This is a genomic window from Arthrobacter mobilis, assembly GCF_012395835.1.
Taxonomy (GTDB): domain Bacteria; phylum Actinomycetota; class Actinomycetes; order Actinomycetales; family Micrococcaceae; genus Crystallibacter; species Crystallibacter mobilis.
In genome coordinates, this window is sequence record NZ_JAAZSQ010000004.1 from 70325 (window position 1) to 76179 (window position 5855).

5 protein-coding genes and 1 pseudogene are annotated in these 5855 nt (G+C 69.7%); 3 read left to right on the plus strand and 3 right to left on the minus strand.

Features of this window, described 5'->3' with window-relative positions; genetic code table 11:
- Positions 1–773, minus strand: a pseudogene (locus HGG74_RS21435) (glycogen debranching enzyme); the annotation flags it as partial.
- 39 nt (positions 774–812) lie between these two features.
- Positions 813–2195, minus strand: a complete 1383-nt coding sequence (locus HGG74_RS06365; RefSeq protein WP_168485519.1) for a pyridoxal phosphate-dependent decarboxylase family protein — start codon at positions 2193–2195, stop codon at positions 813–815.
- 131 nt (positions 2196–2326) lie between these two features.
- Here HGG74_RS06365 and HGG74_RS06370 point away from each other — a divergent pair, with 131 nt between their 5' ends.
- The 3 genes from HGG74_RS06370 (at position 2327) to HGG74_RS06380 (ending at position 4872) form a co-directional block, all read left to right on the plus strand.
- Complete coding sequence (locus HGG74_RS06370; protein WP_168485520.1) at positions 2327–3880, plus strand: MDR family MFS transporter; 1554 nt, start codon at positions 2327–2329, stop codon at positions 3878–3880.
- A gap of 127 nt (positions 3881–4007) precedes the next feature.
- Entirely contained in the window at positions 4008–4241 is a 234-nt protein-coding gene (locus HGG74_RS06375) for a hypothetical protein (protein ID WP_168485521.1), read from the plus strand.
- Between the two features lie 4 nt (positions 4242–4245).
- Positions 4246–4872: a cyclodeaminase/cyclohydrolase family protein gene (locus HGG74_RS06380; protein WP_168485522.1), complete on the plus strand. Its 627-nt coding sequence runs from the start codon at positions 4246–4248 to the stop codon at positions 4870–4872.
- A 43-nt stretch (positions 4873–4915) separates the two neighbouring features.
- Here HGG74_RS06380 and HGG74_RS06385 read toward each other — a convergent pair whose 3' ends face one another.
- On the minus strand, positions 4916–5731 hold the full coding sequence (locus HGG74_RS06385; protein WP_168485523.1) for a family 1 encapsulin nanocompartment shell protein: 816 nt from the start codon (positions 5729–5731) through the stop codon (positions 4916–4918).
- Positions 5732–5855 lie beyond the last annotated feature (124 nt).

A 5855-nucleotide genomic window follows, 5' to 3' on the forward strand; every position in this document is an offset into this window, starting at 1 on the left:
GAATGCAGCGAACGCACCATGGCCTTGAACTCCTGCACCTGCAGGCCCGGTTCCCGCGTGGATCCGTAGGTGTCCTGCGGGGCGAAGAAGCCGATGGTGTTGTAGCCCCAGTAGTTGGACAGGCCCCGCTCCTGCAAGACGCTGTCGTTGACGAACTGGTGCACCGGCATGAGTTCGATGGCGGTGACGCCGAGCTTCTGCAGGTGCGCCACAACTGCCGGATGGGCGACACCGGCGAAGGTGCCCCGTTCTTCCTCGGGTACCTCAGGATGCAGCATCGTGAGGCCTTTGACATGCGCCTCGTAGATGACCGAATCGTTGTAGGGAATCCGGGGAGGCCTGTCGCCCTGCCAGTCGAAGAACGGGCTGATCACCACCCCTTTGACCGTGTACGGTCCCGAATCGAGGTCGTTGAACGAGTCGGGATCACCGAAGTTGTAGGAAAACATCGCCGGGCCCCAGTCGATGGTCCCGTACACGGCCTTGGCATAGGGGTCCAGCAGCAGCTTGGCCGGGTTGCAGCGCAGGCCCCGGAACGGGTCATAGGGACCTTCGATCCGGTAGCCGTACAGCTGGCCCGGCAGCACGTGCGGCAGGTAGCAGTGCCAGACATAGGCATCGACAGCTTCCAGTTCGATCCGGGTTTCCTTCCCGCCGTCGTCGAACAGGCACAGGAACACCCGGGTCGCTGCCTGGCTGAAGATCGCGAAGTTCGTGCCGTTGCCGTCGTAGGTGGCTCCCAAGGGATAGGCGTTGCCTGCCCAGATCTCCATCGGCCACCCCCTCACGCCGCGCCCAGGGCGCGGTGTCCTTCACTTTTCCGCCGCCGCCCGCCGGACCGCATCCAGGGAGCGCCCGACGTCGTCGTCGTCCGTAGACCAGTTGCTGACCGAAATCCGCAGCACGTCCCGGCCCTGCCAGCGGGACCCGGACATCCACGCCGTCCCGTCCGCGATCAGCCGGGCGGTCACCTGCCGTGTCCGCTCATCCTCGCCGAAGCTGACGCAGACCTGGGTGAACACCACCTCGTTGAGCACCTCGGCCCCCGGAATCCGCGCGATGCCCTCGGCCAGCGCCCGGGCACGGGCTGCCAGCCGCTCCACCAGCGCTACCGTGCCGGCGCGGCCGAGCGAGCGCAGTGCCGCCCAGACAGTGATCCCGCGGGCCCGGCGCGAGAGCTCGGGCACCTTCTCCATCGGATCCCCGGGCCCGTGCTCATCGGTGATCAGGTAACTGGTGTGCACGCCGAACGTGGAGCGAAGAACCGCGGGCCTGGCCACCACGGCGATGCCGCAGTCGTAGGGGACATTCAAGGTCTTGTGCCCATCGGTTGCCCACGAATCCGCCGTCTCCAGCCCCGCCGTCTGCTCACGGAAAAGCGGGCTGGCCGCGGCCCAGAGGCCGAAGGCCCCGTCCACGTGCACCCAGGCGCCGTGTTCATGGGCGACGGCGGCAGCCTCGCCTACCGGATCGAACGCACCGGAGTGCAGGTTGCCCGCCTGCAGGCAGACGATGGACGGCCCCGGGACGCGTTCCATCGCCCCGGCCAGCGCCTGCGGGAGGATCCGGCCCTGCCGGTCCACGTCCACCACGTTCGGTGCGCCCAGGCCCAGGTACCTCAGGGCCAGATCCACGACGTCGTGCCGTTCCCGCCCGACGAAGACGTTCACCCGGGGCCCACCGGCCAGCCCCCGGGCAGGCAGGTCCCAGCCGGCGCGGTCCAGCACGTCCTGGCGTCCGGCGGCCAGCCCGACGAAGTTGGCCATGGTGGCCCCCGTGGTGAATCCGACGTCGGAGTCCGCGGGAAGGTGCAGCAGGTCCAGGATCCAGGTCCCCGCCGCCTCTTCCACGGCCGCGGCGGCCGGCGTGGCGAACCGCAGCCCCGTGTTCTGGTCCCACGCACTGACCAGCCAGTCAGCGGCCATTGCCGCAGGCAGCGTTCCGCCGATCACCCAACCGAAAAACCGGCCGGACGGCATGGCCATCAAACCAGGCTCCACCAGCGCGGCCAGCTCGTCGACGACCTCGGCGGGGTCGGTGGGTTCGTCCGGGAGGGGGACCGCGAGGCGGGCCGCCAGCTCGTCCGCCGTGGCCTGCGGCCCCACCGGCCGCTCCGGAATCGACGCGAGCCATTCCAGGGCATGGGCCTTCGCCCTCTCCAAGGCCTTGTTATAGTCCTCCGGCCGCGCAGACATGCCGCCAGCATAGGCCGTGCGACCGCCGTTCCGGAACGGTCCGCGTCCATCACCGGACACGGCGGGCGGGGAAAGGCCCGGACGGAATGTGGGTACTGCCGGCGGCGTTCCACTGTGCAAGGGCTTGCGACATGAAAAAGACACCCAAGGGAACCGGCAGCGAGGCCTCGCCAGCAGACCCCGGGCTGCGGCGGCAGACCAACCGCGTCTTCCTCGGGCTGGTCCTGGCCGTCCTGCTCGCCGCCCTGGACCAGACCATCGTCTCCACCGCGCTGCCGACCATTGTGGGCGACCTGAACGGCTTGGAGCATATTTCATGGGTGATTACCGCCTACATCCTGGCCGCCACCATCGGCCTGCCCATCTACGGCAAGCTCGGCGACCTGTTCGGGCGCAAAAGCATTTTCATCTTGGCGATCGCGGTCTTCCTGGCCGGTTCCACGCTCTCGGGCCTGGCCCGGGACATCTCCGGGCTGATCACCTTCCGTGCCCTGCAGGGTCTGGGCGGCGGGGGTCTGATGGTCGGGGCCCAGGCGATCATCGCGGAGCTGGTTTCCCCGCGCGAACGCGGCAAGTACATGGGCCTGATCGGAGGTGCCTTCGGCCTGGCCTCGGTCACCGGCCCGCTGCTGGGCGGGTTCATCACGGACTACTGGAGCTGGCGGTGGGTGTTCTACATCAACCTGCCGCTGGGGGCAGCGGCGCTGGCGGTGATCATCTCCTCGCTGCACCTGCGCGGGCCGGGCGGGCCGCGGCCCAGGCTGGACTATCCCGGAGCTGTGCTGCTGGCCCTGGCCAGCACGGCGCTCATCCTGCTCACCAGCTGGGCCGGAGCCGGCCGGGCCTGGGACAGCCCGGTGGCCATCTGGCTCGGTGCCGCCGCCGCGGTGGCGGCCGTGCTGTTCGCCGCCGTCGAGCGCCGTGCGGCCGAACCGGTCCTGCCGCTGCAGCTGTTCCGGCACCGGAACTTCACCCTGCCGGTGCTGATCGGCATCGCCGTGGGCATCGCCATGTTCTCCGCCATCGCGTACATGCCCACGTTCCTGCAGATGGTCAACGGGGCCACGGCCGTCGAGTCCGGGCTGATGATGGTCCCGATGGTCGCGGGCCTGCTGGTGGCCGCCATTGGCAGCGGGCAGCTCATTTCGCGCACCGGCAGGTACAAGATCTACCCGGTCCTGGGCGCGGGCCTGGCCGCCGCCGGGCTGGTCATGCTGTCGCGGATCTCGGACACCACCCCGTACGCCTTCACCGCCGCAGGCCTGGCGGTCCTGGGTCTGGGCATTGGCTGCACCATGCAGAACCTGGTGCTGATCGTGCAGAACAGCGTGCCCCAGCGCACCTTGGGCGCGGCCATTTCTACCGTCACTTACTTCCGGCAGATCGGCGCTACCTTCGGCATCGCGCTGTTCGGCTCCCTCTTCATCAGCCGGCTGGCGGACCAGCTCGCCGCAGCCCCCGCCGGCGTTCCCGGCGTGGGCACGGCACGATTCAGTTCGCTGGGCCCGGCCGTGCTGCGTGCCCTGCCGGCGCCCGAGCGCGAGGCCATTGCCCACGCCTTCGGCCAGGCGCTGCCGCCGGTCTTCCTGCTGGCGGTGCCGCTGGTGCTGGCGGCACTGGTGCTGGCGCTGTTCATCCGGGAGGTCCCGCTGTCGGAGACAGCAGGTGGGCGGGCCGAGGGGTGATTGCCTTCCCCGGCTGCCGGGGCGGCAGCGCTGCCGTTCCGTACCGGGGCCGGTGTTCCCCTGCCCCGGCTTTAATACTAGGTTTGCTTAACAACTGGCCGACCCGTCCCGTGGAAGGAGCAGGAACGTGACCGAACAGAATCTGCCGGACCCGAATCTGAACATCCAGGGGGAGGATCCGGTCATCCCGGATGAAGGCATCGACGCCGTCCCCCCGGAGCTGGTCGAGGCCGGCGTGGACACGGATTCGGAACGGCCGGTGGACGAGACCCTGTCCGACGGCTTGGAAGGCGGCGCTCCCAGCGAGCGCGCGGGCGCTCCGCAGGAGGAGTTCGGCCCGGATGACCCGGACGGCCGGTAGTCCGATGATCTCCGAAGAAACGATCGGCGGTTTCCTCGAACGCCTGGCCGCCGGAAAAGCCACCCCCGGCGGCGGGGCCGCAGCGGCGATACAGGCAGCCCAGGCAGCGGCGCTGATCTCCATGGCCGCCAACTTCACCACCGGTCCCCGCTTTGCCGACCATGAAAGGGACGCGCGGCGGATTGCCCGGTTGGCCTCCGACCTGATTCCGCAGTCCCTGGCCCTGGCCGACGACGACGAGCGGGCCTTCGCCCGCGTAGCCTCCGCCTACGAACTGCCGAAGGAATCCGAGACGGAACGCGGTGCCCGCAGCGGAGTCATCCAGGACGCCCTGCGCGAAGCGGTCCGGCCGCCGAAGAAGCTGATCCAGATCACCCGGAGTATCCTCGCGCTCGGCGAGGAACTCGCCGGCTTTGCCAATCCCGATGTCCGCAGCGACATCGCCGCGGCGCTGGAGGCCGCGCGGTCCGCGGCCGCAGGTGCACGCGCGACGCTCGCGGCCGACCGTGCCGACATCACCGACGGCAAGATCGCGGGTACCCTGCAGGGGCCGGCGGCCGACGCCGAGGAGATCATCGAGTCCTGCGGCCGGCTGTCGGAGCAGCTCAGGACGCAGATCCGCGAAGGCTGACGCTGCGCCGGCCGGTGCCGCACCGCGGCACCGGCCGGACGGCCTATTCTTCGCCGCGGTTCCTCAGGTGGACCGCAGCTTCCGGCGTCGCCACCTGGAAGCTGAACGACTCCTCCAGGTACAGGTGCACCGTGTCGGCATCATGGTGGCTGTAGCCGATGGAGAGGTCCTGGCCGGACTCGAACAGGAAATCCCCGCCGCGCAGGCTCATCACGATGGCACCACGCACGCCCGGTGCCCACACGATCGGCCCGTGCAGGATCCGCTGCAGGTGCTCGGCAAGCAGGTAGCCGCCGCGCTCGGTGCTCTCCATGACGGCGTTGTAGTGACCGGGCCCCAGGACCAGGCCGAACGGTTCGCCGATGCCGGCCTGCAGCAGCACGGTCACCGCTTTGGCCACCCGCTTGGGATAGTCGACGAAGTCCTCCACCCGGGGGATGGGCTCGTGCGGGGTAGCCTGGGTGACGCCGTGGATGCTGGCTGCTTCCCAGCCGTGCAGGACGGCGACGTTCTCCGCGCTGGCGATCCGCAGCGCGGCCTCGTTCAGGCTGTCCAGGTCGGTGTAGGCGGCGCCCCGGTCATAGGCCTCGAGCTCCCGCCGGGACACGGTGAAATCCGCGCGGACCTCCACGAGCGGCAGGACGCGGCGCTGGGCGACCACCAGTCCGTCGTTCAGCGGCAGTTCGTCGGTCCGGCCCAGGCTCATTGCCGAATGCTCCCAGCCGCGGGGCCCGCTGAAATCGACGACCTTGCGGGCGCCAAGCGCCACGGTCAGGCGCTGCCGGGCCTCCTGGTCCAGCAGCCGCCAGCCTCCAGCAGAGATGGGGGCAAGTTCTCGCAGGAGGTGGTTCGCGGTCACAGGTTCTGCTCCTTCAGGCTGCCGATGCCAAGGGATTCTCCGGTGCCGGCCGAGGGCGGCGCGCCGTCGTGGTGGCCGCCGCCGTGGTGGGCGCCATGGTGGTGCCCGCCGTGGTGATGGCCAC